At 66.2% G+C, this 23,373-nt stretch carries 24 protein-coding genes; 15 read left to right on the forward strand and 9 right to left on the reverse strand.

What is annotated here, in order from left to right:
- Positions 1-15: 15 nt before the first annotated feature.
- Genes C8J30_RS10370 through C8J30_RS10380 form a run of 3 tightly spaced genes read right to left on the reverse strand, consistent with a single transcriptional unit; the run spans position 16 to position 2,956 of the window.
- Complete coding sequence (locus tag C8J30_RS10370) at positions 16-444, reverse strand: VOC family protein (RefSeq protein WP_110805784.1); 429 nt, start codon at positions 442-444, stop codon at positions 16-18.
- A gap of 57 nt (positions 445-501) precedes the next feature.
- Positions 502-1,938, reverse strand: coding sequence for a hypothetical protein (locus tag C8J30_RS10375; protein ID WP_220033716.1), 1,437 nt, complete (start codon positions 1,936-1,938; stop codon positions 502-504).
- Entirely contained in the window at positions 1,919-2,956 is a 1,038-nt protein-coding gene (locus tag C8J30_RS10380; protein ID WP_146227893.1) for a HupA family protein, read from the reverse strand. The genes C8J30_RS10375 and C8J30_RS10380 overlap by 20 nt, the downstream gene beginning before the upstream one ends.
- Before the next feature lie 109 nt (positions 2,957-3,065).
- Between C8J30_RS10380 and thyX the strand changes: the two genes are divergently transcribed.
- From thyX to C8J30_RS10425, 10 genes are all read left to right on the forward strand, one after another.
- On the forward strand, positions 3,066-3,980 hold the full coding sequence (gene thyX / locus C8J30_RS10385) for an FAD-dependent thymidylate synthase (RefSeq protein ID WP_110805787.1): 915 nt from the start codon (positions 3,066-3,068) through the stop codon (positions 3,978-3,980).
- Positions 3,977-4,861 carry a hypothetical protein gene (locus C8J30_RS18315; RefSeq protein WP_146227894.1) on the forward strand — a complete coding sequence of 295 codons (885 nt, stop codon included), beginning with the start codon at positions 3,977-3,979 and terminating at the stop codon, positions 4,859-4,861. The genes thyX and C8J30_RS18315 overlap by 4 nt, the downstream gene beginning before the upstream one ends.
- 181 nt (positions 4,862-5,042) lie before the next feature.
- Positions 5,043-5,291: a molybdopterin converting factor subunit 1 gene (gene moaD, locus C8J30_RS10390; RefSeq protein ID WP_110805788.1), complete on the forward strand. Its 249-nt coding sequence runs from the start codon at positions 5,043-5,045 to the stop codon at positions 5,289-5,291.
- A gap of 1 nt (position 5,292) precedes the next feature.
- Positions 5,293-5,739 (forward strand): molybdenum cofactor biosynthesis protein MoaE, encoded by a 447-nt coding sequence (locus C8J30_RS10395; protein WP_110805789.1) that lies wholly within the window; start codon positions 5,293-5,295, stop codon positions 5,737-5,739.
- 83 nt (positions 5,740-5,822) lie between these two features.
- Positions 5,823-6,275 (forward strand): formate dehydrogenase subunit gamma, encoded by a 453-nt coding sequence (locus C8J30_RS10400; protein ID WP_110805790.1) that lies wholly within the window; start codon positions 5,823-5,825, stop codon positions 6,273-6,275.
- The gene (locus tag C8J30_RS10405) at positions 6,272-7,774 is read left to right on the forward strand and encodes a formate dehydrogenase beta subunit (RefSeq protein ID WP_110805791.1); all 1,503 of its coding nucleotides are present in this window, start codon (positions 6,272-6,274) and stop codon (positions 7,772-7,774) included. Before C8J30_RS10400 ends, C8J30_RS10405 begins: the two co-directional genes overlap by 4 nt.
- The gene (fdhF, locus tag C8J30_RS10410) at positions 7,771-10,647 is read left to right on the forward strand and encodes a formate dehydrogenase subunit alpha (RefSeq protein WP_110805792.1); all 2,877 of its coding nucleotides are present in this window, start codon (positions 7,771-7,773) and stop codon (positions 10,645-10,647) included. The genes C8J30_RS10405 and fdhF overlap by 4 nt, the downstream gene beginning before the upstream one ends.
- Positions 10,644-11,429, forward strand: coding sequence for a formate dehydrogenase accessory sulfurtransferase FdhD (fdhD, locus tag C8J30_RS10415; protein ID WP_110805793.1), 786 nt, complete (start codon positions 10,644-10,646; stop codon positions 11,427-11,429). Before fdhF ends, fdhD begins: the two co-directional genes overlap by 4 nt.
- Positions 11,429-11,644 carry a formate dehydrogenase subunit delta gene (locus tag C8J30_RS10420; protein ID WP_110805794.1) on the forward strand — a complete coding sequence of 72 codons (216 nt, stop codon included), beginning with the start codon at positions 11,429-11,431 and terminating at the stop codon, positions 11,642-11,644. The genes fdhD and C8J30_RS10420 overlap by 1 nt, the downstream gene beginning before the upstream one ends.
- Positions 11,645-11,735: 91 nt before the next feature.
- Positions 11,736-12,119, forward strand: coding sequence for a hypothetical protein (locus tag C8J30_RS10425; RefSeq protein ID WP_110805795.1), 384 nt, complete (start codon positions 11,736-11,738; stop codon positions 12,117-12,119).
- A gap of 37 nt (positions 12,120-12,156) precedes the next feature.
- Here the strand turns inward: C8J30_RS10425 and C8J30_RS10430 are convergent, their stop codons facing one another.
- Positions 12,157-12,768, reverse strand: coding sequence for a TetR/AcrR family transcriptional regulator (locus tag C8J30_RS10430; protein ID WP_110805796.1), 612 nt, complete (start codon positions 12,766-12,768; stop codon positions 12,157-12,159).
- 107 nt (positions 12,769-12,875) lie between these two features.
- Here C8J30_RS10430 and C8J30_RS10435 point away from each other — a divergent pair, with 107 nt between their 5' ends.
- From C8J30_RS10435 to C8J30_RS10445, 3 genes are read left to right on the forward strand one after another with little or no spacing between them, the layout of a single operon-like run.
- A complete protein-coding gene (locus C8J30_RS10435; protein WP_110805797.1) occupies positions 12,876-13,553 on the forward strand; it encodes a PspA/IM30 family protein in 678 nt (225 codons plus the stop codon).
- A 42-nt stretch (positions 13,554-13,595) separates the two neighbouring features.
- The gene (locus C8J30_RS10440) at positions 13,596-13,874 is read left to right on the forward strand and encodes a YiaA/YiaB family inner membrane protein (RefSeq protein ID WP_110805798.1); all 279 of its coding nucleotides are present in this window, start codon (positions 13,596-13,598) and stop codon (positions 13,872-13,874) included.
- Positions 13,875-13,933: 59 nt separating this feature from the next.
- Positions 13,934-14,911 carry an Lnb N-terminal periplasmic domain-containing protein gene (locus C8J30_RS10445; protein WP_110805799.1) on the forward strand — a complete coding sequence of 326 codons (978 nt, stop codon included), beginning with the start codon at positions 13,934-13,936 and terminating at the stop codon, positions 14,909-14,911.
- Between the two features lie 7 nt (positions 14,912-14,918).
- Here the strand turns inward: C8J30_RS10445 and amrA are convergent, their stop codons facing one another.
- Positions 14,919-16,280, reverse strand: a complete 1,362-nt coding sequence (amrA, locus tag C8J30_RS10450; RefSeq protein WP_110805800.1) for an AmmeMemoRadiSam system protein A — start codon at positions 16,278-16,280, stop codon at positions 14,919-14,921.
- Between the two features lie 59 nt (positions 16,281-16,339).
- On the opposite strand from amrA, the gene amrS reads away from it, so the two are divergent.
- A complete protein-coding gene (gene amrS / locus C8J30_RS10455) occupies positions 16,340-17,416 on the forward strand; it encodes an AmmeMemoRadiSam system radical SAM enzyme (RefSeq protein ID WP_110805801.1) in 1,077 nt (358 codons plus the stop codon).
- A 104-nt stretch (positions 17,417-17,520) separates the two neighbouring features.
- On the opposite strand, the gene C8J30_RS10460 is transcribed toward amrS, so the two are convergent.
- From C8J30_RS10460 to C8J30_RS10475, 4 genes are read right to left on the reverse strand one after another with little or no spacing between them, the layout of a single operon-like run.
- Positions 17,521-18,342 (reverse strand): TIGR03915 family putative DNA repair protein, encoded by an 822-nt coding sequence (locus C8J30_RS10460; protein WP_245909762.1) that lies wholly within the window; start codon positions 18,340-18,342, stop codon positions 17,521-17,523.
- Positions 18,342-19,571 (reverse strand): putative DNA modification/repair radical SAM protein, encoded by a 1,230-nt coding sequence (locus C8J30_RS10465; protein ID WP_110805803.1) that lies wholly within the window; start codon positions 19,569-19,571, stop codon positions 18,342-18,344. Before C8J30_RS10465 ends, C8J30_RS10460 begins: the two co-directional genes overlap by 1 nt.
- 36 nt (positions 19,572-19,607) lie before the next feature.
- Positions 19,608-20,201, reverse strand: a complete 594-nt coding sequence (locus tag C8J30_RS10470) for a response regulator transcription factor (protein ID WP_110805804.1) — start codon at positions 20,199-20,201, stop codon at positions 19,608-19,610.
- Positions 20,198-22,180 (reverse strand): sensor histidine kinase, encoded by a 1,983-nt coding sequence (locus C8J30_RS10475; protein WP_394341932.1) that lies wholly within the window; start codon positions 22,178-22,180, stop codon positions 20,198-20,200. The genes C8J30_RS10470 and C8J30_RS10475 overlap by 4 nt, the downstream gene beginning before the upstream one ends.
- 130 nt (positions 22,181-22,310) lie before the next feature.
- On the opposite strand from C8J30_RS10475, the gene C8J30_RS10480 reads away from it, so the two are divergent.
- Positions 22,311-23,312: a TRAP transporter substrate-binding protein gene (locus C8J30_RS10480; RefSeq protein WP_110805806.1), complete on the forward strand. Its 1,002-nt coding sequence runs from the start codon at positions 22,311-22,313 to the stop codon at positions 23,310-23,312.
- The last annotated feature ends 61 nt before the right edge of the window (positions 23,313-23,373 follow it).

Here is a 23,373-nt window from a genome sequence, read left to right on the forward strand (position 1 = left end):
GATAATCGCGCAGGTTTACCAATGCCCGATGTTGGGCATAGAAATCCACGGCTCGGCGGGCGGCAGGGCCTCTCCGATCTGCAGGAGTTCCACCGAGGCATTGTCGGGGCTGCGCACGAAGGCCATGCGGCCATCGCGCGGCGGGCGGTTGATCGTCACGCCGTTCGCCTGCAGATGCGCGCAGAGGTCGTAGATATTCTCGACCCCATAGGCGAGATGGCCGAAATGGCGGCTGTCCGACGGCAGGGCGGCATCGCCATCCCAGTTGAAGGTCAGCTCGACCGGGGTGTCTTCCTGCCCCGGCGCGGCCATGAAGACGAGCGTGAAGCGGCCCTGTTCATTCTCGATCCGACGGGTTTCGCGCAGGCCCAGAAGCGCAAAGAAATCCATCGTGCACTGCAAATCGAGCACGCGCAGCATGGTGTGAAGATAGCGTATCTGCATGGGAGGTCTCCGTATTTCGCGCGAACGATAGCGCAATCATCGGCGGGCACAAGCGCCTCAGAAGGTCGAGCGCCAGCCCACCGCGACCGCAACCTCGGACCGGCTGAAGCGCGAGACGTTGCTGTCGACCTTCAGCGCCTGCAGCTTCACCTCGGGGGCGAAGGCCGCGATGCCGAGTTTCGGCACCGTCATTCCCAGCTCGGCAAAGATCGCGTCATCTTGCCGCCCGCCTTCGGGATGCATGAAGAGGACCATGTAATCGGGGTAGACCGTGGTCGAGACCCCGGCCGCAAGGTTCAAGGCCAGCGGGCCAAGCTGCGCCTTGGGCTGAAAGCTGGCGCTGCCCGCCACCGACCAGTAGCGCGATTGCGACGAGGGGCTGAGCAGGGTGCTGGCCGACAGACCGACGCCCCAGGTGCCTTTGGCGGTGGCCCCGCGCAGGCCGAAATCCAGCTCCTGCCGCCGGTCGATCCGTGCCATGTCGACCCAGTCGCGGCGCTCGTAGGCGGCGCCGAAATTCAGCTGCAGCTGCGGGCTCAGCGTCTTGCTGCCCGCCAGATCCAGCCCCTGCCAGTCATAGGCGGGCAGGCCGCCCTGCCACAGACGCCCGGCCTCGAGCTGCCCGGTGACGACGAACCCGGAGCCGAAGTTGCGGCTGTGCTGCAGATTGGCAGCCAGCGAGGCGGTCGAATAGTCGGAGTTGCGGATCTCGACCGGGGCAGGGGGCGTGCCGCTGCCCCAATAAATCGGCGTCACCATCGGACGGCCGTAGAAATCGACAAGCCGCGTGTAACCGCTCAGCCCGACGCGGGTCTGCGATGTCGCATCTTGCGCAACCCGCAGGCTGGCACTGGCATCGGCCGTGCCCACGACCCCGCCCAAGGCCATCGCATCGTCGCTGAGCCAGCCCACCGTGTCATAGCCGTCGATCACGTTGGTGCGGTCATCCGCGCCGCCATTGACGTTGTTCGAGGGCCGCACCCCCAGCTTCAGGTTGAAGGCGAGCGGATTGAGCGCGCCGAGACGGCGGAAATCCCGCACGCCAACGGCCCGCGCCCGGTCGTCGGGGGCATATTGGATCGTCTGACGCGCCCAGAACGCCGCCGCGCCAAAGCGCTTTTCGGCCAGAGCCGCCTGCCCGGCGACGCGGGCCGCCTCGTAATGCTGGCGCGGCGACTGCGCGGTGAAAAAGCTGCGCCGCGCCGCCTTTCGGGCGGTGGCGGTGTTGCCCTCGGCCAGCGACAGCCGGGCGAAGATGTAATGGCCAAGCGGGTTCTTCGGATCGCGGTGCAAAAGCTCGGCGGCCAGAGCCGCCGCCTCGGGCGCCCGTCCCGAGGCCACCGCCTGCACCGCCGCCGTGCCCAGTTGCTCGGCGGTTGCTTCGGCCACCGGAATGCGGCGCGGGGTCTCGGCGGGGGCCGGAGCCGCCGCCGCAAGGCCCAGCACCAAAGCCGCCGCCAGCCGCCGCAGCGCCTCAGGGGGCCACATTGTCACAGATCGGCAACGTGTTGCTCGGGCCGCATTGCGTCAGCACGAAGACGCCGTGTTCCTGCTCGTTTTCCCAGTTCGGGTTGAACTCGGTCAGGTGCACGACGCCCGCCACCGAATTCGCCCCCTCGCCGCCGAAGATGCCGCCATATGTGCCGATCACGGTTTGGTCCGCATATTCCGCCGCGCCGCTGAAGGTGCCGGCTCTCGTATCGGGATCGTCAGTCGGGTCGATCGAGGTGGGGACCAAAATCACATCGACCAGTGCCGTGTGCGTATCGACAAGCTCGCGGTTCGAGATCGATCCCCGCACCGTGTTGTCGGTAAAGTTGGTGTCGAGGAAGATATCCCCTGTCACCCTGCTTGGCTGCGCGGGGATGACGCTGCCGGACACGGATCCGGACACCGGCAGCGCAACGTCATCCGGCCCGCCGTCGCGCGGCGCGTTCACGTTCGTCACCGCGGCATAGCTGCCCGCGTAATGCACCGTTCCGTCGGCGCTATTGGTCTTCGGCGCATCGAAGCCGCCCGCACGGTCGTAGCTGCCGCCCGCGTAATAGACGTTCGAAACCCCGCCATCGCCCACGGTCACCGCCTGCACCGAACCATCCGTGGAAATCGCACCGAGCGCCACATAAAGCCGATCGAGCGGCGTTTCCTGCGTCCTGTAGGCGGAATACCCGGGCACATCGAGCCGGGTGTCGCGCTCATATGTCACCTCTGCCGGATGTCCGTCGCCGCCTTCGATGTTCACCTTCATCGTTTCGCCGTCAAAGCTGACCGATTTCAGGTTTTTGGCGAGCTCCGGCGGAATGCTTGAGGTGTCGCCGCCGCCGCCGCCGTTGTTCCCACCCGAAGAGATGATGGCCGGTCCGCTGCACGCGCCAATCGCAAGGAGTGCCGCAAGCGGCCAAACCCGTCTGATCATTATTTTGTCTTTCGTTGACTGCTCGTTGGCCCAAAGTTGACGAAAAATCGCAAAAAAGTCAATTTGCAACGGCCCCGTCGCCCCCGCCTCGGCCAAGCGTGCCCCGGCTGCGACAGTGCTTTCGCCCGCCCCACCGTATCTCGCGGTTTCGGCGGCTGTCTTTGCCAGATATAGTCGCGCCGATTCTATGCCCCGGAGGCCCCCCATGTCGCTTACCCCAGACCAGCTTGCCGAGATCGACGCCCAGCGGGCCAGCAGCCAGACCACGCTGCGGTCCACCTCGGAGGGCATGGAGGCGCGGCTCTACAAGGCCCATCCGGTGCTCGACCACGGGCTGATCCGGGTCATCGACTACATGGGCGACGATGCCGCGATCTGTCAGGCGGCGCGGGTCAGCTACGGCCGCGGCACCAAGGCGGTCTCCGACGACCGCGGCCTGATCCGCTATCTGATGCGGCACTGGCACTCGACCCCCTTCGAGATGTGCGAGGTCAAGTTCCACGTCAAGCTGCCGATCTTCGTCGCCCGGCAGTGGATCCGCCACCGCACCGCGAATGTGAACGAATATTCCGCGCGCTATTCGGTGATGGACCGCGAATTCTACATCCCCGCGCCCGAGCATCTGGCGGCGCAATCGACGGTGAACAACCAGGGCCGCGGTCAGGTTCTGGAAGGCGCCGAGGCGGCCCGGGTGCTCGACCTTCTGCGCGAAGATGCGATGCGCGCCTATGACCATTACGAGGACATGCTGACGCCCGATGCCGAGGCGGGCAAGCTGGGTCTGGCGCGGGAGCTGGCGCGGATGAACCTGCCCGCGAACGTCTACACGCAATGGTACTGGAAGATCGACCTGCACAATCTCTTCCACTTCCTGCGCCTGCGCGCCGACGTGCATGCGCAATACGAGATCCGCATCTATGCCCAGATCATGTGCGACATCGTGAAGGACTGGGTGCCGCAAGCCTACGCGGCCTTCGAGGATTATCGTCTGGGCGCGGTGAGTGTGTCCGCGACGGCGAAAGAGGTGCTCAAGCGCCGTCTGGCGGGCGAAGTGGTGACCGCGGAGACCTCCGGCATGAGCAAGGGCGAGTGGCGGGAGTTTGTGGAGGAGTGGGGGTGACGGAGTACCCTCCCGAGGAGGTTTTGAAGTCTTTCGAAAAGCACGAACGAGCGGCCATCAAAGCTGGACTTCTTCCGAGGGAACGCTCCGCTCATGTTATTCCTAAAGTGTGTAAAGATTTTGGCGTTCAATATGTAATATCTCCATGGCAAAAGCCTCACCCTCTTATATCTCACTTGGAGAGTCTATATTCTAAAATTCTTCGGCAAGCTGATCGAGGTGCCGGTGCCATATTTACGGGCGTTGCCTGCCATCTCGACAGCTTCTTTCCTGTAATTTTTCCGATAGCATATGGGACTTGCAGGCTGGATGTTCGAGATTGTATCGAAATTAATGATGAGCAGTGGTCCAGGTTGAAGTGCTTCCCTGAAGAGCACGACGAATTCATGTTTCAGGTCTGCGACGTTTTTGACATCGGCGCAAGCTTGGGATGTTATGACGATTTCTCCATGCCTGATGGTTATGCTGGAGATTTGTTTCGCCTGTCTTGCCAATATATGGAGGCCGCGGTTGCTGCGGCGATTGGAAACTTTCGCCTAAAAGGTGCGGTCCAGTCTGCTATTGTGGCGGCGGAACTTAGTGTTAAGTCTGCGGCAGTCGTGGTTTCAGATTTGAATGAAACTCAGTTGCGGGAGGAAATCGGGCACAGGATTTCGGATGCGAAGAAATTTATTTGTACTGATCCTCGTTATGATTGGTCGGCGCTGGCTGCCCAAATCAAGAACATGCCCGAACTTGTCAGGAATAGATATGATCCCCAAAGTTTTTCAAGAACTGAGGCAAGGAAGGTCATTATTTCGGCGCAGCGGGTAATTGCGCTGAATGCTGCCTCGTATTCCGGGGCAACCTCACGAAATAAGTTCTATGTCCCTACTCGATAAGAGCCTTTCGAAGGTTCTCGTGCTTCTGCATTTTTTCTCCGGTCGCACATGGGCAGTTTGTTTCGCCAGATGCTTTGCATCGGGCAGCGCCCGACCCGCCCCCACGGGCGGGCGCTGCCCCCCCCGTTGCCTCTCCCCCCCGGCCTCGCTAGGGTCACCCCGAACCACCACCGGGGGACACATGCTCGACATCGTCTATTTCGCCTGGGTGCGCGAGCGCATCGGCCTGCCGCGCGAGCGGGTCGAGACCTCGGCCGCCACCGTCCTTGATCTCGTGACCGAACTGCGCGCCCGCGAGCCGCGCTATGAGGCGGCCTTTGCCGATACCTCGGCGCTGCGGGTGGCGCTCGATCAGCAGCTGGCCGGGTTCGATGCGCCCTTGGCAGGCGTGCGCGAGGTCGCGTTCTTTCCGCCGATGACAGGGGGCTGAGATGCCGGTTCGGGTGCAGGACGCCGGTTTCGACTTTGGCGCCGAGATGTCGGCCTTTTCCGAAAACCGCGAAAACGTCGGCGCGGTCGTGGGCTTTCTGGGCCTTGTGCGCGACGATACCGGAACGCTTGAGGCGCTGGAGATCGAGCATTACCCCGGCATGTGCGAAAGCGCGATTGCCGCGATGGTCGAGGAGGCGCGGGCGCGCTGGGATCTGGCCGATGCGCTGGTCATTCACCGGCACGGGCGGCTTGCGGTCGGCGCGCAGATCATGATGGTCGCCACCGCCGCGCGGCACCGGGTGGCGGCCTTCGAGGCGGCGGAATTCCTGATGGATTATCTGAAATCCCGCGCGCCATTCTGGAAGAAGGAAGTGAGCCGTGACGGTGACAGTTGGGTCGCCGCCAAGGACGCCGACGAAGACGCGCTGAGCCGCTGGCAGGGCTGATCCTTCGCAAAACCGCCATCACCTGTCGGAAACCGCATTGCCTTGTGTGTCCCTTCGTCGCAGGCTGGGTGCGGGAGGACGACATGACCGACACCGCGCGCCTGCGCGCCATTCTTGCGGCCCATCGCGGCCGGGAGGGGGCGCTTTTGCCGATCCTGCATGATGTGCAGGAGGCTTTCGGCTTCATTCCCGATGACAGTTACGCCCCGATTGCCGCCGATCTGGGGCTGACGCGGGCCGAGGTGGCGGGGGTCGTCGGCTTCTACCACGATTTCCGCAAGGCGCCCGCGGGGCGGCATGTGATCAAGCTCTGCCGGGCCGAGGCCTGTCAGGCGATGGGATCTGACGCGGTGCAGGCGCGGTTGGAAAGCGCGCTGGGGCTGCGGCTGGGCGACTCGTCGTCGGCGGTGACGCTCGAAGCCGTCTATTGTCTGGGCCTCTGCGCCTGTGCGCCCGCGGCGATGGTGAATGATCGGCTGATCGGGCGGCTCGATGCGGCCGCGGTAGACGGGATCGTGGCGGAGGTGGGCGCATGAAGATCTGGCTGCCCTGTGATGCGGCCGCGAAAGCCTGTGGCGCCGAAGCGGTTCTGGCCGTGCTGAAGCTTGAGGCGGACAAGCGTGGGGTGACGCTTGAGATCGCCCGCAACGGCTCGCGCGGGATGATCTGGCTCGAGCCGCTTCTGGAACTTGAAACCCCCGAAGGCCGGATCGGCTTTGGCCCGATGACGCCCGCCGATGTGGCGGGCCTGTTCGATGCACCCGAAAGCCATCCGAAAGCCGTGGGTCTGGTCGAGGAAATCCCGTTCTTCAAGCGCCAGACGCGGCTGACCTTTGCCCGCTGCGGCCGGATCGAGCCGCTGTCGCTGGCGCAATTCGCCGCGACCGAAGGCTGGGCCGGGCTGCGCAAGGCGCTGAAGATGACCCCGGCCGAGGTGGTCGAGGAAGTCCTTGCCTCGGGCCTGCGCGGCCGCGGTGGCGCGGGCTTTCCGACCGGCATCAAATGGCGCACCGTCGCCGCGGCGCAGGCCGATCAGAAATACATCGTCTGCAACGTCGACGAGGGGGACAGCGGGTCCTTTGCCGACCGGATGCTGATCGAGGGCGACCCCTTCTGTCTGGTCGAGGGCATGGCGATTGCCGGTCACGCGGTCGGCGCCACGCGCGGCTATGTCTACATCCGCTCGGAATACCCCGACGCGATCGCGGTGATGCGCGAAGCCATCGCGATGGCGAAACCGTTCCTTGCGGAAGCCGGGTTCGAGATGGAGGTCCGCGTCGGCGCGGGCGCCTATGTCTGTGGCGAGGAAACCTCGCTTCTGAATTCGCTTGAAGGCAAGCGCGGCACGGTGCGCACGAAACCGCCGCTGCCGGCGCTGAAGGGGCTGTTCGGCAAGCCGACCGTAGTCAACAACCTGCTGTCGCTCGCCGCCGTGCCGTGGATTCTGGCGCATGGGGCGAAGGCCTATGAAAGCTTCGGCATGGACCGCTCGCGCGGCACGATCCCGTTGCAGATCGGCGGCAATGTGAAACGCGGCGGGCTGTTCGAGACCGGCTTCGGCATCACGCTGGGCGAGCTGGTCGAAGACATCTGCGGCGGCACCGCCACCGGCCGCCCGGTCAAGGCGGTGCAGGTGGGCGGGCCCTTGGGCGCCTATCACCCGGTTTCCGACTACCATCTGCCGTTCTGCTACGAGCAATTCGCGGGGCAGGGCGGGCTGGTCGGGCACGCGGGGCTTGTCGTGCATGACGAGACGGCCGACATGCTGAAACTCGCCCGGTTTGCCATGGAGTTCTGCGCGATTGAGAGCTGCGGCACCTGCACGCCCTGCCGCATCGGCGCGGTCCGCGGGGTCGAGGTGATCGACCGCATTGCCGCGGGCGATGCTTCGGCGATGCCGCTCCTTGATGACCTGTGCCAGACGATGAAACTCGGCTCGCTTTGCGCCTTGGGGGGCTTCACCCCCTATCCGGTGCAAAGCGCGATCCGCCATTTCCCTGCCGACTTCCCCACGCTGCGCGAGGCCGCCGAATGAAAGACCTGATCATTCCCCCGCTCGACTGGACGAAGGACATGGGTACGCCGAAACGCGACGGCGCGCCGGTGCACCTGACCATCGACGGCGTTGAAATCACTGTGCCCGCGGGCACCTCGGTGATGCGCGCGGCGGCTGAGGCCGGGATTTCCATTCCCAAGCTCTGCGCCACTGACAGTGTGGAGCCGGTCGGCTCCTGTCGGCTCTGCATGGTGGAAATCGAGGGGATGAAGGGCACGCCGACCTCTTGCACCACCCCGGTTGCGCCCGGCATGCGGGTGCATACGCAGACGCAGCAACTACAGAAACTGCGCCGCGGCGTGATGGAGCTTTACATCTCGGACCACCCGCTCGACTGCCTGACCTGCGCGGCGAATGGCGATTGCGAGTTGCAGGATATGGCGGGCGCAGTGGGTCTGCGCGAAGTGCGCTACGAAGCGAAGGACACTCACTTTGCGCGGCGTGATGCGACGGGGCCGAACCCGCGCTATAGTCCGAAAGACGTTTCGAACCCCTATTTCAGCTACGATCCGGCGAAATGTATCGTCTGCATGCGCTGTGTGCGCGCCTGCGAGGAAGTGCAGGGCACCTTCGCGTTGACGGTGATGGGGCGCGGCTTTGATGCCCGGATTTCGCCCGCAGCCCCCGACTTCCTGTCCTCGGATTGCGTCTCCTGTGGCGCCTGCGTGCAGGCCTGCCCGACCGCGACGCTGGTGGAAAAATCGGTCGAAAAGATCGGCACGCCGGAACGGAAAGTCGTCACCACCTGCGCCTATTGCGGGGTGGGCTGCAGCTTCGAGGCGCATATGCTGGGCGATCAGCTCGTCCGCATGGTGCCCTGGAAGGGCGGCGAGGCGAACCGGGGCCACAGCTGCGTCAAGGGCCGCTTTGCTTACGGCTATGCGACGCACAAGGACCGGATCCTGAAGCCGATGATCCGCGAGAAGATCAGCGATCCGTGGCGCGAGGTGAACTGGACCGAGGCGCTCGATTTCACCGCCACCCGGCTGCGGGCGCTGCGGGCCGAGCATGGGGCGGATGCCTTGGGCGTCATCACCTCGTCGCGCTGCACGAACGAGGAAACGTACCTCGTGCAAAAGCTCGCCCGCGCGGTGTTCGGCACCAACAACACCGACACCTGCGCGCGGGTCTGCCATTCGCCCACGGGCTACGGGCTGAAACAGACCTTCGGCACCTCGGCCGGGACGCAGAATTTCGACTCGGTCGAACAGACCGATCTGGCGCTGGTCATTGGCGCGAACCCGACCGACGGGCATCCGGTTTTCGCCTCGCGGCTGCGCAAGCGGCTCCGGGCCGGGGCGAAGCTGATCGTCGTCGATCCGCGCCGGATCGACCTTCTCGACACCGCGCATCGCGGCGAGGCCTGGCATCTGCAACTGAAGCCCGGCACCAACGTCGCGGTGATGACCGCGATGGCGCATGTGATCGTGACCGAGCAGCTTTACGACAGCCACTTCATCGAAGGGCGCTGCGACTGGGATGAATGGGCGGATTATGCCGAATTCGTCGCGAATCCGGATTATGCCCCCGAGGCGGTCGAAAGCCTGACCGGCGTTCCGGCCGAAACCCTGCGCGCGGCGGCCCGGGCCTATGCGGCGGCGCCGAATGCCTCGATCTATTATGGCCTTGGCGTGACCGAACATTCGCAGGGCTCGACCACCGTCATCGCGATTGCGAACCTCGCGATGATGACCGGCAATATCGGGCGTCCGGGCGTTGGCGTGAACCCGCTGCGGGGCCAGAACAACGTGCAGGGCAGCTGCGACATGGGCAGCTTCCCGCATGAATTCCCGGGCTATCGGCATGTGTCCGACGATGCGACGCGGGGCCTGTTCGAACGGACCTGGGGCGTCACCCTGTCCTCGGAACCGGGGCTGCGCATCCCGAACATGCTCGATGCCGCGGTCGAGGGCCGGTTCAAAGCGCTTTATGTTCAGGGCGAGGACATCCTGCAATCGGACCCCGATACGCGGCATGTCTCGGCGGGCCTCGCGGCGATGGATCTGGTCATCGTGCATGATCTTTTTCTGAACGAGACCGCGAATTACGCCCATGTCTTCCTGCCGGGCTCGACCTTCCTTGAAAAGGACGGCACCTTCACCAACGCCGAACGCCGCATCAACCGGGTGCGCAAGGTGATGGCGCCGAAGGCGGGCTTTGCCGATTGGGAAGTGACGCAGCTTCTGGCGAATGCGCTGGGGGCGGGCTGGCACTACAGCCATCCGTCGGAAATCATGGCGGAAATCGCCGCGACGACGCCGGGCTTTGCCTCTGTCACCTATGACATGCTCGACGCCCGGGGCTCGGTGCAATGGCCGTGCAACGACAAGGCGCCCGAAGGCTCGCCGATCATGCATGTCGACGGTTTCGTGCGAGGGCGCGGCCGGTTCATCCGCACGGCTTACCTGCCGACCGACGAAAAGACCGGGCCGCGCTTCCCGCTTCTGCTGACGACGGGGCGGATTCTGAGCCAATACAACGTCGGCGCGCAGACGCGGCGGACGGAAAACGTGGTCTGGCATGACGAGGATCGGCTGGAAATCCACCCGACCGACGCCGAGACGCGGGGCATCCGCGAGGGTGATTGGGTGCGGCTCGCCTCGCGCGCCGGGGAAACGACGCTGCGGGCGACGGTGACGGATCGGGTCTCGCCCGGGGTCGTCTACACCACCTTCCACCACCCCGACACTCAGGCGAACGTCGTCACCACCGACAATTCCGACTGGGCGACGAACTGCCCGGAATACAAGGTGACGGCGGTGCAGGTGGCGGCGTCGAACGGGCCGTCCGAGTGGCAGCAGGATTATGCGGCGCAGGCGGCGGCCGCGCGGCGGATCGAGGCGGCCGAATGAGCTTGCCCGCCGGGGCCGTCACGGTCAGCCTGCCCGGCGGGGGCCGGGCGGTTCTGGCCGAGGAAGTGCCGGTGGCGCTGGTCTTTGAGGGGGTGACGCAGGCGGTCATGATGGCCTCGCCCGTGGACCTCGAGGATTTCCTGCTGGGCTTTGCGCTGACCGAAGGGATGATTGCCGCGCCCGCGGATCTGTTGCGCGCTGAGGTGGTGCACCAGCCGCAGGGGATCGAGGTGCGGGGATGGCTGGCGGCCCCGGCGGGGCAGAGGTTTGCCGCGCGGCGTCGGGCGATGGCGGGTCCGGTCGGCTGTGGTCTGTGCGGCATCGACAGCCTTGCGGCTGTTTTGCGCCCGCTGCCGCGGGCGCCCCGGGGCGGGGGCGCCAAGCTGGCGCTTGGCGCCCCCGCCGCCTTGGCCGACGCGGCCCTGCACGCCTTGCGGGCCGGGCAGGTTCTGCAGGATGCGGTCCGGGCGGCGCATGCGGCGGGGTTTTGGGATGGCACGCGGCTTTGGGCGCTGCGCGAGGATGTCGGGCGGCACAATGCGCTCGACAAGCTGGCGGGGGCTTTGGCCGCAGCGGCGGTTGATGTCGGCGCGGGGGCGGTGGTGATGACCTCGCGCCTCTCGGTCGATCTGGTGCAGAAGGCGGCGATGATCGGCGCGCGGGTGCTGATCGCGCCCTCGGCGCCGACGGCTTTGGCGGTGTCCGAGGCGCAGGCCGCGGGCATCACGGTGATTGCACGAGGGCCCGAGGGGGCCACGGTTTACACGCAGACGGGGGAGTGATGAGCGAAGACAAGATCATCAGGATGGCGAACCAGATCGCCGCGTTTTTCGCCGTGCAGCCGGGCGACCGCGTGACGCCGGTTGCCGCGCATATTTCGGAAAACTGGTCCGCGCCGATGCGGGCGGCACTGTTGTCCCATGTCGCGGCGCAGACGCCCGGCCTTGATCCGTTGGTGATCGACGCCGCGCCGAAGATCCGGCCGGTCAACATGTGAGTCTGCGGCGCGAGAGTGAGCGTCAAAATGCAACCTTGAGGATTTCAAGATAAAGCGTATCCTTCCGCCGGTTGTTCTGATCGGAGGGGACATGCCCGAATTTTCATTCTGGAGCGGCGCAGTGGCCGCACGGGCGGTTGCGGGGTCTGTGCAGATCCAGGCCCTGCATGGGGCGATCATGGTCTATCGCGCGCATGGGGCCGAAGGCATGGACGCCGCGGGTCGGCGCATGGATCTGGATGCGATCGATGCGGCCTTTGCTGCGCTGACGCTGCGCGATCGCGCGGATATCAACGATCTCGAAACGACCTTGCGCGGGGAAGTCGCCGCCGAACGCAGGCAGCTTGCCAACCCGGCGGCGGTCCTGACGTCTCGGCCGATGTGCTGTGCCGCCGTCACCGCCGTGCCCGCGGAGGCGGCCGGACCCGCCGCATCTGGCGCCGATGCGGCGCTCGAAACGCTCGCTGAGTCGTGACGCGGACTGTCTGCGGCCAACGGGTCTGAGCCCCGGCTCAGCCCCGCGCGAGCTGCATCGCGCCTGCGGTCATCGTTTCGACCAGCGCCGCCACCTCGGCGCGCAGGCTTGCCATCGGCAAGCCGACGAAACGGCCCTGAAGCGCCAGATGCACCACGCCATGCGCCGCGGCAAAGGTGGTGCGGGCGCGCAGCAACAGCGCCTCGCTCCCGAGATCGGGGCGCAATTGCGCCAGATGCGGCACGATCACCTCGAGCAGGACCGCGTGTTCCTGCTTGTGCCAGTCGGGAAATTCGCGCCCCTCGGGCAGGCGATGCTCGAAAAGCGAGAGCCAGAGCGGCCGGTTCTCGAGCGCGAAATCGGTGTAGCGCGCCGCCAGTGCCTGCAGTGCAGCCTGCGGGCCGGACGCCCCGGCCACGGCCTCGGTCAGCGCGCGTCCCAGATCTTGCAACGTCGCCGAATTGACCAGCACCACCAGCATGTCGAGATCCTCGACCGCGGTGTAAAGCGCGCCAAGCGCACAGCCCGCCCGCGCCGTCACCGCCCGCGCCTTCAGCCCGGCCAGCCCATGCTCAAGGATCTCGGCCCGCGCGGCGGCGATCAGGCGGGCCTTCAGATCGGCTTTCTTCTCGTCGCGATTGTTTCCCATTCGGCACCCGATTGTTGATATGAACATTGTTCAGAAATATCTTGAACGCCGTTCACGACTCTGCCATACAGTCTTCATGAACAACGTTCATAGCGAGGAGACGGAAGATGTTCAAGATGATCACCACCCTGATCCGGGCCCGCAGCGCCGATGTGGTCGAGGGGTTCAGCGATGCGAATGCGCTGACGATCCTGCGACAGCAGCTGCGCGATGCGGCCGACGGGCTTGAAGGGGCGAAACGCGCCGTGGCCGTTGTCATGGCCTATGGCGAGCGCGAGAAGGGGGCGGCGGCGCGGATCGCCGCGCAGATCGCCGATCTGGAAGCCCGGGCGCTTGCGGCGCTGGGGAAGGGGCGCGAGGATCTGGCGGCCGAGGCGGCGCAGGCGATTGCCGAGCTTGAGGCCGAGGCCGCCGCGACCGCCCGCGCCATCAGCCATTACGACGCCGAGACCCGCCGTCTGCGCGAGACCGTCAGCCTTGCCGAGCAGCGGCTGAAAGCGCTGCAACGGGGCAAGCAGATCGCCGACGCGGCCGAGCGCACCCAGAAGCTGCGCGGCACGCTGCCCGATGGCGTCACCGCTTCGCTGGCCGAGGCCGAGGCGACTCTCTCCCGGCTGCAATCGCGGCAAGACCATGCCGAAGCGGTCGAGATCGCGATGACCGAACTCTGCATCGGCACCACGACCGAGACCACCCTGTCCCGGCTGGCCGCCGCGGGCTGCGGTGCCGCCCTTCGCCCCGAGGCCGCGCAGGTGCTCGCCCGGCTGCGCGAAAAAGCGCTCTGACCCCTTGTCCCTGACACCGAATTTCAACACAGGACCACAATCATGACCAGCTATGCCCCGAAAGTCTCGAACGCCTGGAACCTTTTCACCTATGTCATGTTCGCCATCGCCGCGGTGATGATGGCGGGGGGCATCTGGTCGCTGGAAGCGAGCTTTTCCGCCAAGGGATATTATGCGATGTCGGCGCTGATGCTCGTCTACACGACCGCCGCGCTGTCGAAGGCGCTGCGCGACAAGGAAGAAGCCGAGCGGATCTACAACAAGCTGGAAGATGCCCGCACCGAACGCCTGCTGGCCGAAGCTTCGGGCAAGAGCGTGTAAGAGACGGTTGTGCAAGTGAGGGGCGGGGGCCTCCCCGCCCGACCCCGAGGGAGGGACAGATGATCCGTGTGGTTCACATCCTTGGCCATCTGGCCGTGGTCGTGCTGATCCTTGCCGCCGCGGCCTGGACGGCGACGGCGGTCTGGCTGCAGCTTTCGGGCCTTGTGCGTCTGATCGCGCTGGGGCTGCTGACGGTGGTGACGCTCGCCGTGCTTGGCCTGTGGGTCACCGACCATCGGGGCCTTGCGATGACGCTGGCGGCGCTCGCGGCGGTGACGGTGGGCGGCTGGTATCACACGATCGTTCCGCTTCAGGACCGCGACTGGGCGATCGACGTCTCGCGCGGTGTGACGGCGCGGGTCGAGGGCGAGCGGGTGAGCCTGTCGAACATCCGCGATTTCGCCTGGACCTCCGAGACCGAGGCCACGCCGCGCTGGATTTCCGAAGAGTATGACCTGCGCCAGCTCGACAGCCTCGACATGTTCACCTCGATCTGGTCGAGCCCCGATATCGCGCATCTGCTGGTCAGCTTCGGCTTTTCCAGCGGTCAGCATGTCGTCTTCTCGGTCGAGATCCGCCGCGAAAAGGGCGAGGAATTCAACGAGATCGGCGGCTTCTTCCGGCAGTTCGAGCAGGTGCTGATCGCCGCGACCGAAGACGACATCGTCAAGCTGCGCACGACTTACCGCAAGGAACAGGTGCGGCTTTATCCGGTGCATCTGACGCCCGAGCAGATCCGGGTGATGTTCCTGTCCTACATCGAGCTGGCGCAGTCGCTGGAGGCCGAGCCGCGGTTTTACAACACGCTGACCTCGAATTGCACGACGACGGTGTGGAAGCTCGCGCGCAGCCTGAAGCCCGATCTGCCGATCGACCGGCGGCTGGTGCTGTCGGGCCGTCTGCCCGATTACCTGACCGATCTGGGCGTGATCTCTGCCGCCCCGGCGGCCGAGCGCGATGCCGCCGCGCTGGTCACCCCGCTCGGGCAGCGTTACGACGGCACGAAACCCTTCTCGGATCTGATCCGCGGCAAATGACGGGCGGTCAGAACGCCCCTTTCTCTTCGCGAAACGACTCCGCCCGGTAACGGCTGATCTGCACATCCTCGGCCCAGTAGTCCGGGGCAAAGCCCGCCTTGCGCTTGAGCGCGCGCAGGAACTCGCCCGGATCGGGCAGGGCGTCCCAGACCATCGGCAGAAAGGTGCCGCGCTGGCCGCGACTGCTGAAGATCAGCCCGTCACGGCCGGGGGTGATCGCGGCCAAAGCCTCGGCCTCGCTGCCAAAGGTCAGCGGCGCGGCGCGGGTCAGCACGGCGATCTTGATCTGCAGCCCGGGCAGGTCCGCGGCCGTGACCGGGGCGAAACGCGGGTCACTCAGCCCGGCCTTTTGCGCATTCTCGATCACATCCTCCATCAGCGGCCGATGCGCGAGGAGCGAGCCGATGCAGCCGCGCAACCGCCCCGCCTGCGTCAGCGTGACGAAGGATGCGCCCAGCCCCTGCAGCGCGGGCGCGAAAGAGGCCGCCGCAATCGCGGGCGGCTTGCCGCTGCGCAGCCGGATTTCCAGCGCCTGCCGCGCGCTGCGCAGAAGCGTCGCGCGGTACGGCGCGGCAAGGATGTCGTCGTCGAGCCCGTAAAAGGCCCAGGCGCCGTAGCCGACGACGCGGGAAAGATCGCCGCTGACTGCGCCCGAATTGCCCATGCCGAGTCGCAGCGCCCGGCTGGCCTGCCCGGCCTCTGCGGTCAGCCAGCCCGCGACGGCTCTCGCCCCGCAGGCATGGGCGCCGGTCAGCCCGCCCGCCTCGCCCCGCTCGATCAGCGCGGCGGTGCTGGCGTCTTTCGTACGCGCCTCGGGATCGGTCAGGAAATGGCTGAGATCGGAGGAGAGCACGACCAGAACCCCCGGCCCGGCCAGCGCATCAAGGATCACCGCCACAGTCTCGGTCGCGACGGCGCCGATCACCAGCGGCGCGATGGGTACGCCCGGAAAGCGGCGGGCCAGAAAGGGCAGCTGCGTCTCGATCCCGTGTTCACTGTCGTGCGCGGCGTCGTCCTCATGCGCAAGCCCTTCTGCGGCCAGCCTTTCCAGCCGCTCGCGATTGATCGGCAACAGCCCGAGCCCGGTGTCGAAAGCCGCATCCGACGGATAGGCCACCCCCGCGAAGGCGTGCCGGTGCGAGGGCGAGAGCACGACCACAAGTTCGGGCCGCACGGGCATCGCCGCAAGCGCCATCCCGGTGAAGCGGCCGGAATAGGCATAGCCCGCATGGGCCGAAATCACCGCGCGCGGCAGGGCCCCGGTCAGCGGCGGACAGGCGGCCAGCCCCTGATCCACCGCGGCCGCGAGCGCGTCAGGGTCTGCCGGAAAGAACGAGCCCGCAAAGCGCAGCGATCTGATCTTCGTCATCTTCCCCTCCGCCTTTTCGCGAAGTTTGACTTGCGGGCGCGGATTTGGCCAGATGGGGCATGAGCCGCGCCGCCGCCACCGCCCGCTATTGGCGCGCCGATCCCGACCGGGACCGGCTGATCTGCGAATTGTGCCCACGCTTTTGCGCCCTTGGGCCGGATCAGCGCGGGATGTGTTTCGTGCGCAAGCGCGCGGGCGGCCAGATCGTTCTCGACACCTGGGACCGGTCGTCGGGCTTCTGTCTCGATCCGATCGAAAAGAAGCCGCTCAACCATTTCCTGCCCGGCACCTCGGTCCTGTCGTTCGGCACGGCGGGCTGCAACCTCGCCTGCAAGTTTTGCCAAAACCACGACATCTCGAAAAGCCGCGAGACGGCGCGGCTGTCGCAGGTGGCGACGGCCGAGAGCATCGCGAATGCCGCGCGCACTGCCGGGGCGGCGTCGATCGCCTTCACCTACAACGACCCGGTGATCTTTGCCGAATATGCGCTGGAGGTGGCCGAGGCCGCCCATGCGAAGGGCGTGAAGACGGTCGCGGTGACGGCGGGCTACATCTGCCCCGAACCGCGGGCTGAGTTCTTTGCCGGGATGGATGCGGCGAATATCGATCTGAAGGCCTTCTCGGAGGACTTCTACTGGAAGCTCACCGGCGCGCATCTGGCCCCGGTGCTGGAGACGATCGAATATGCGGTGAAGGAAACCCGCTGCTGGGTGGAGCTGACGACGCTGCTGATCCCCGGGCAGAATGACTCCGAGGCCGAGATCGCGTCGCTGTCCGACTGGGTGCTCGACCGGCTCGGCCCCGACGTGCCGCTGCATTTTTCCGCCTTCCACCCGGCCTTCCGCATGCCCGATCTGCCGCCGACCCCGCCCGAGACGTTGTTTCGGGCGCGTGACAGGGCGAGGGCCGCGGGGCTGCATCACGTCTATGTCGGCAACGTCCATGCGAAACCGGCGCAATCGAGCTATTGTGCGGGCTGCGGTGCGCTGGTGATCGGGCGGGACTGGTATCGGCTTTCGGACTGGCATCTGACCGCGGACGGACATTGCCAAAGCTGCGGTGCGGCTTTCGCCGGGGTGATCGACGGCCCGCCCGGGGACTGGGGACCGAAGCGGCAGCCGGTGCGGATCGTGTGAGGGCAGTTCGGGCGGAAAAGGAAAGGCCGAGGGCCTTTGGGCCCCCGGCGGTCAGGGGGCAGATGTCGCGCATGACCGAGGCAATGGCCTCGGCCAATCACGCCCTATCGAAGCTTCTTGCGCATCCGCCCCCCGGGCAGCGTTTCCGGCGCGGGGGCGCTTGGGTCGTGCATCGCCCGGACCCGCGTCTCGGCCGAGCGGATCAGATCGGGAATCAGATCCGCCTCGGGCAGGTTCTTCCAGTATTTCTGTGGCATATGCGATTTCATCGCCTTCACCATCAGCCGCGCCGGGTTGAAGATCGAGGCGAAATAGACTCGCCACAGCTCCTCGGCCGCGTCCTTCGGCGGCGGCTGGCGGGCCTCGGTTTCCTCGATCCGCATCTCGCCCGCCTCGCAACGCGCGGTGAGCGTGGGGGTGGCGATGAGCCAGTCCATGTCGCCGAACCGGCGCGCGAAAAACGGCGCGGCGGCTTCAAGAACGGGATGGTCCGGCTCGAACCAGGCGGCAAAGGCGCGCCGATTGGCCCCGGGGGGCGACACCTCGCGAAAGCGCACGAAGCCATGCATCTTGTGGATTTCGCGCCCGACCGCCTTTTGCTGATCGAGAAGCCGTCGCATCAGCGGGTCCGACCGGTCTCCCCAGCGGACCTCCCGCTTTGACAGCCGCAGCACCAGCGCATGGGCGCGCGAAAACCGCTCGGGGTCGGAATGCAACAGCGCCATCTCGATTCCGTCCACCGCCTCGAGCGAAAGCATCAGCGGCGTCGCGACACCGGGCGCCGGGGCTGCGGTTGCGAACAGATCGGGGGCGGCCGCGCCCACCGACCAGATCACCGCCTGCGGATCGATACCCGCGGCGGCGAGCTTGCGCACCTGCTGCCGCCAGGCGGCCACAGTGCCGATGCGGGGCAGGGTGATCTGCATCAAAAGAGGCTCAGCTGTTCCGGTGCCGGGGCGAAGCGCGCGCGCAGGTTCGCGTCATCGGGCAGGGCGCGGGGCGACCAGCCGGGCAGGGTGATGAAGGGCTCGGCATGTTTCAGGACGCAGCCGATGGCGAGCAGGTCTTCGTAGCGCAGGGTGCGGTGACGCCGCGCCTTCAGGATGCGCTCGACACTGCGCGGCCCGATGCCGGGGATGCGCAACAACATCTCTCGGGGCGCGCGGTTCACATCGACCGGAAAGAGCGCCCGATGCGCCAAGGCCCAGGCCAGTTTCGGGTCGATCTGCAGATCGAGCATGCCGGTCGGCGGGGCAATCTCGGTCGCATCAAACCCGTAGTTCCGCATCAGCCAATCGGCCTGATAAAGCCGGTGTTCGCGCACCAGAGGCGGCTGGATCAAGGGCAGCATCCGCGACGCATCGGGGATCGGCGAGAACGCCGAGTAATAGACCCGGCGCAGCGCGAAGCGATTGTAAAGATGCGAGGATTTCCGCAGGATCTCGCCATCCGTCGCGGGATCGGCGCCGACGATCATCTGCGTCGATTGCCCGGCGGGGGCAAAGCGCGGCGCCCGCGTGCCGCGCGCGGTGCGATCCTTCGCAGCCTCGCCGCGCGCCTTCACCTCGGCCATCGCGCCGTGGATCGTCTGCACCGATTTCTCCGGCGCGAGCTGCGTCAGCGCGGTTTCCGTCGGCAGTTCGACATTGATCGACAGCCGGTCGGCCCATTTTCCCGCCTCGGCGATCAGCTCGGGTGCGGCATCGGGGATGGTCTTCAGATGGATATAGCCGCGGAAATGCTCGCGCTCGCGCAGGGTGCGGGCGACGCGGACCATTTCCGACATCGTGTCATCGGGCGAGCGGATGATGCCCGAGGACAGGAACAGCCCCTCGATATAGTTGCGGCGGTAGAATTCAAGCGTCAGGCTGACGACCTCTTCGACGCTGAACCGCGCCCGTTCGACCCGGCTCGAGACCCGGTTGATGCAATAGGCGCAGTCGTAGATGCAGAAATTCGTCAGCAGCACTTTCAGCAGCGAGATGCAGCGGCCATCGGGCGCCCAGGCGTGGCAGATGCCCGCGCCGGTGGTCGAGCCGATCCCCTTGCCATCGCGCGAGCCGCGCCGTTCGCCGCCCGACGACGCGCAGGAGGCGTCATATTTCGCGGCGTCGGCCAGAATCGACAGTTTCTCGGGCAGGGTGCGTTGAACCATGTGTTCACACTATGTTCACGTTCGCCCGAAATCAAGTCAGGTCATCCGGGCCAGATCCGCGATGTTGCGCGCCCCCATCTTGGCCAGCACGCGCGAGCGATGCACCTCGACCGTGCGCATGGCGATACCGAGCCGGTCGGCGATCTGCTTGTTCATCAGCCCTTCCAGCATCAGCGCCATCACCTCGGCCTCGCGCGCGGAAAGGCTCGCCCGCCGCGCCGCCACAGCCTCGCGGGCCTGGGCCTCGGCCAGACGGCCCTCATGCGCCGCGATCGCGGCCAGCGCGATATCGACGATATGATTGTCGTTGAAGGGTTTTTCGACGAAATCGAAGGCCCCGGATTTCAGCGACTGCACGGCCAGCGGCACATCGGCATGGCCAGTCAGAAAGATCACCGGCGGCACCAGCCCTTCGGGGCGGGCCTGCAACGCATCCAGAAGCTGTGGCCCCGACATCCCCTCCATCCGCACATCGAGAATCAGACAGCCGCAATCGGCCAGCGGCCATTCCGCCAGCAGATCCTCGCCCGAGGCCCAGGTCCGGGTCGCGATCCCGCGCGAGGCAAAGAGAAACCCCAGACTGTCGCGCAGGCTTTCCTCGTCATCGACGATGTGGACGGTGAAACTCATGCCGGGGCCCCCTCCTGCGGGACGGGCAGGGTGACGGTGAAGATGGTGCCGCCGCCCGCGCGGGGGCCGTGCGACAGGCTGCCGTGATGCAGCTCGAGGATCGAGCGGCAGATGTTCAGCCCCATCCCCATGCCCTCGGATTTGGTCGAGGTGAAGGGGTCGAACAGGCTCGCGGCCACGGCGTCGGAAATGCCCGGGCCGCGGTCCATCACCTCGATCGTGACGCTGGCCCCGGCGCGGGCGACGCGCACAGTCAGGTCGTAGCCGGTGCGGGGGCCTTCGGCCATCGCCTCGATGCCGTTGCGGATCAGATTGACCAGAACCTGCTCGATCAGGATGCGGTCGGCCTGCACCTCGGGCAGGCGGCCTTCGATCAGCGAGGCCAGTTTCACCCGATGCTCGCGCGCGGCGGGGGCGGTGATCGACAGCGCCTCCGCCAGCACCTCGGAGAGATCGAGGGGCGCGAGCTGCGGCGTGCGTTTCTTCACGAAATCCTGCACCCGGCGGATGACCAGCCCGGCGCGCCGCGCCTGCGCGCCCATCTTCTCAAAGGCTTGCCGCAGCATCCCCAGGTTTGGCTCGGGCTGATCGAACAGGTTCAGCCCCCCGGCGGCATAAGAGGCGATGGCGGCCAGCGGCTGATTGAGTTCATGCGCCAGCGTCGAGGCCATCTCGCCCAAGGTCACCAGCCGCCCGGTGCGGGCGAGGCTTTCGTCCTGCGCGCGGGCCAGCCGTGCCGCCTGTTTCGCCTGCGTGATGTCGATCACCGAGCCCATCCAGCCGCGATGCTTGCCGCCCGCGTCGATCAGCGGCGCCTCATAGACCTGCACCTCGATTTCCGAGCCATCCGAGCGGCGGAACCGGGTCTCGAAGGCCTGCGGCACCGGCTGACCTTCGATCAGCTGGCGCTGCCGGGCGAGGGTTTCTTCCAGAATGTCGGGCGCCCAATAGGGCATCGGCTGGGCGCGACCGACCAGCTCCTCGGCGCTCAGGCCCACCAGTTTGCAAAAGGCGCCATTCACGTAAAGGATGCGGCCCGAAAGATCCTTGGCCCGCATCCCCACGGTCAGGCTTTCCTCCATCGCGCGGCGAAAGGCCATCTCGGCGCGCAGACGCTCTTCGGCGCTGCGGCGGCGGACGGCGTTGCGATGCAGCACGGCAAGCGCCAGCACCGCAAAGACCGAGAGCGCCCCGATCGCCGCCAGCAGCGCCGTGCTGCCAAAGGCATCGGGTGCGTCATAGGCCATGATTTCGAGCGTCGTTCCGGCGAGCGGCGGATCGAAGCTGATGCCGTGGCGCGGCGCGGCTTCGGCCACCGCGCGACGGGCACGTTCGGCCAGAACGCCCGAGGTGTCGGAGATCCGCACCCCATATTGCTCGGCGATCCACCACGGCAGATGACGTTCGAGCATCATCGGCAGCGACACCGTGGCGACCACCACGCCGCCCGAAGACGAGACCCGTTCGGCCATCGTCACCAGACCGTTGCGCACTGGCCCATAGACCGGCCGCGTGGGCAGGGCACCCGAGGCAAGCACCTGTTTCGCCAAGGCTTCCTCTGCCTGCCCCGCCCCCTCCGGCACGGCGGCGACTAGGTGGCCCGTCGCATCATACCAACGCAGGCCCAGTGTCTCGGGATTGGCGGTCAGATGCAGCCGGGCGCGGGCGGAAAGTGCCTCCTGCGGCGTCCCGGCACTGGCATCGAGCGCCAGCCGCACCAGCAGATCCTCGTCCACCGACATCTGAAAGCGCAGGGTTTGTTCGACCCAAAGCGCATCGGTGGCCAGTTTCGCCCGGGCACGTGCGGCATCGGATTGCGCCACGACATAGAGAAGCGCCCCCACCAGCATCACCAGCGCGACGATGGCAACAAGCGGGATCAGCGCCAGCACATCCGGCTTGCGCGCGCCAAGCAGGCCCGGAACGGTCCAGACCTCGGCGCCCGCAGGGGCAGAACCGCTGTGCAAGCGCTTTGAAATGGCACATCCCTCCCTTTGGTTTGGTCATAACATGTCTTCCGATTGCGGAAAGCCGCAATAGCGTTGCGCAAGGATCTTGCGCAAGAAGGCCGCGGCCCGCCGTGGAGAGCGGGAACCGGAGGAGAATCACATGTTGACCCGTCGCATCCTTGGCGCCCTTGTCGGCGCCACCGCCCTCAGCCTTGCGCTGTCCGTCCCGGCCCTTGCCGAGCCGATCGTGATCAAGTTCAGCCATGTCGTCGCCCCCGACACGCCCAAGGGCAAGGGCGCCGCGAAGTTCGAGGAACTGGCCGAGAAATACACCAACGGCGCGGTGGACGTGGAGGTTTACCCCAACAGCCAGCTCTACAAGGACAAGGAAGAACTTGAAGCGCTGCAACTCGGGGCCGTGCAGATGCTCGCCCCGTCGCTGGCGAAATTCGGGCCCCTTGGCGTGCAGGATTTCGAGGTCTTCGATCTGCCCTACATCTTCAAGGACTACGAAGCGCTGCACAAGGTGACCCAGGGCGAAGCGGGCAAGATGCTGCTGTCGAAACTGGAAGCCAAGGGCATCACCGGGCTGGCCTTCTGGGACAACGGTTTCAAGATCATGTCGGCGAACAGCCCGCTCAACACCCCCGATGATTTTCTGGGTCTGAAGATGCGCATCCAGTCCTCGAAAGTGCTCGAGGCCGAGATGAACGCGCTTGGCGCCGTGCCGCAGGTGATGGCTTTCAGCGAAGTCTATCAGGCGCTGCAGACGGGCGTTGTCGACGGGACCGAAAACCCGCCCTCGAACATGTTCACGCAGAAGATGAACGAGGTGCAGAAGCACGCCACCGTCTCGAACCACGGATACCTTGGCTATGCGGTGATCGTGAACAAGCAGTTCTGGGACGGGCTGCCGGCCGATGTGCGCACGGGGCTTGAAAAGGCGATGGCGGAATCGACCGATTACGCGAACGGCATCGCCCGCGAGGAAAACGAAAAGGCTCTGGCCGCGATGAAGGCCGCGGGCACGACCGAGTTCCACGAGCTGACCGCCGAAGAGCGCGCAGCCTGGGAGGAAGCTCTGGCCCCGGTGGCCGACGAGATGGCAGACCGGATCGGCGCCGAGACCATCGCCGCGGTGAAAGCCGCCACCGCCGAGTAAGACCCTCGGGCGGCTCCGATCGGGGCCGCCCTTTTTCCTTTCCTGCCAGACGGGGGCCGCC

This window comes from Rhodobacter viridis (assembly GCF_003217355.1).
Classification (GTDB): domain Bacteria; phylum Pseudomonadota; class Alphaproteobacteria; order Rhodobacterales; family Rhodobacteraceae; genus Rhodobacter; species Rhodobacter viridis.

Bases quoted from the DNA above. Each gene is read 5' to 3' on its own strand.
- C8J30_RS10370 (WP_110805784.1), bottom strand. From the start codon at position 444: ATGCAGATACGCTATCTTCACACCATGCTGCGCGTGCTCGATTTGCAG.
- thyX (WP_110805787.1), top strand. From the start codon at position 3,066: ATGTCGCTTACCCCAGACCAGCTTGCCGAGATCGACGCCCAGCGGGCC.
- moaD (WP_110805788.1), top strand. From the start codon at position 5,043: ATGCTCGACATCGTCTATTTCGCCTGGGTGCGCGAGCGCATCGGCCTG.
- C8J30_RS10395 (WP_110805789.1), top strand. From the start codon at position 5,293: ATGCCGGTTCGGGTGCAGGACGCCGGTTTCGACTTTGGCGCCGAGATG.
- C8J30_RS10400 (WP_110805790.1), top strand. From the start codon at position 5,823: ATGACCGACACCGCGCGCCTGCGCGCCATTCTTGCGGCCCATCGCGGC.
- C8J30_RS10405 (WP_110805791.1), top strand. From the start codon at position 6,272: ATGAAGATCTGGCTGCCCTGTGATGCGGCCGCGAAAGCCTGTGGCGCC.
- fdhF (WP_110805792.1), top strand. From the start codon at position 7,771: ATGAAAGACCTGATCATTCCCCCGCTCGACTGGACGAAGGACATGGGT.
- fdhD (WP_110805793.1), top strand. From the start codon at position 10,644: ATGAGCTTGCCCGCCGGGGCCGTCACGGTCAGCCTGCCCGGCGGGGGC.
- C8J30_RS10420 (WP_110805794.1), top strand. From the start codon at position 11,429: ATGAGCGAAGACAAGATCATCAGGATGGCGAACCAGATCGCCGCGTTT.
- C8J30_RS10425 (WP_110805795.1), top strand. From the start codon at position 11,736: ATGCCCGAATTTTCATTCTGGAGCGGCGCAGTGGCCGCACGGGCGGTT.
- C8J30_RS10430 (WP_110805796.1), bottom strand. From the start codon at position 12,768: ATGGGAAACAATCGCGACGAGAAGAAAGCCGATCTGAAGGCCCGCCTG.
- C8J30_RS10435 (WP_110805797.1), top strand. From the start codon at position 12,876: ATGTTCAAGATGATCACCACCCTGATCCGGGCCCGCAGCGCCGATGTG.
- C8J30_RS10440 (WP_110805798.1), top strand. From the start codon at position 13,596: ATGACCAGCTATGCCCCGAAAGTCTCGAACGCCTGGAACCTTTTCACC.
- C8J30_RS10445 (WP_110805799.1), top strand. From the start codon at position 13,934: ATGATCCGTGTGGTTCACATCCTTGGCCATCTGGCCGTGGTCGTGCTG.
- amrA (WP_110805800.1), bottom strand. From the start codon at position 16,280: ATGACGAAGATCAGATCGCTGCGCTTTGCGGGCTCGTTCTTTCCGGCA.
- amrS (WP_110805801.1), top strand. From the start codon at position 16,340: ATGAGCCGCGCCGCCGCCACCGCCCGCTATTGGCGCGCCGATCCCGAC.
- C8J30_RS10460 (WP_245909762.1), bottom strand. From the start codon at position 18,342: ATGCAGATCACCCTGCCCCGCATCGGCACTGTGGCCGCCTGGCGGCAG.
- C8J30_RS10465 (WP_110805803.1), bottom strand. From the start codon at position 19,571: ATGGTTCAACGCACCCTGCCCGAGAAACTGTCGATTCTGGCCGACGCC.
- C8J30_RS10470 (WP_110805804.1), bottom strand. From the start codon at position 20,201: ATGAGTTTCACCGTCCACATCGTCGATGACGAGGAAAGCCTGCGCGAC.
- C8J30_RS10480 (WP_110805806.1), top strand. From the start codon at position 22,311: ATGTTGACCCGTCGCATCCTTGGCGCCCTTGTCGGCGCCACCGCCCTC.